Below are 236 nucleotides of genomic sequence, written 5' to 3' on the forward strand. Positions count from 1 at the left end.
TCGCAAAAGTTCTCTAACCAAAAAACAAGGGAAACACTCACATGGCATTTTCATCGAAACTATTATCATTGCTTGCCGGCGGTCTTTTCTCCGCCACCACCGCGCTCATCCCGGCCGCACACGCGCAGGAGGTCGATCTTTCTCCGGAACAGAAGGGGCGGGTGCGCGCCGATAAGGTTGAAGAGGCGATCAAGCTTCTTCCGGCCAGCCACAAGTTCATCGCCGACGGAAAGCTG

Annotated in this window: 1 pseudogene; it reads left to right on the top strand. The window is 55.1% G+C overall.

Annotated features, from left to right (window positions below):
* Positions 1 to 41 precede the first annotated feature (41 nt).
* Positions 42 to 236 (top strand): annotated as a pseudogene (locus SB816_RS34940) (ABC transporter substrate-binding protein); the annotation flags it as partial.

Source organism: Achromobacter sp. SIMBA_011 (assembly GCF_046535435.1).
GTDB lineage: Bacteria > Pseudomonadota > Gammaproteobacteria > Burkholderiales > Burkholderiaceae_B > Achromobacter > Achromobacter dolens.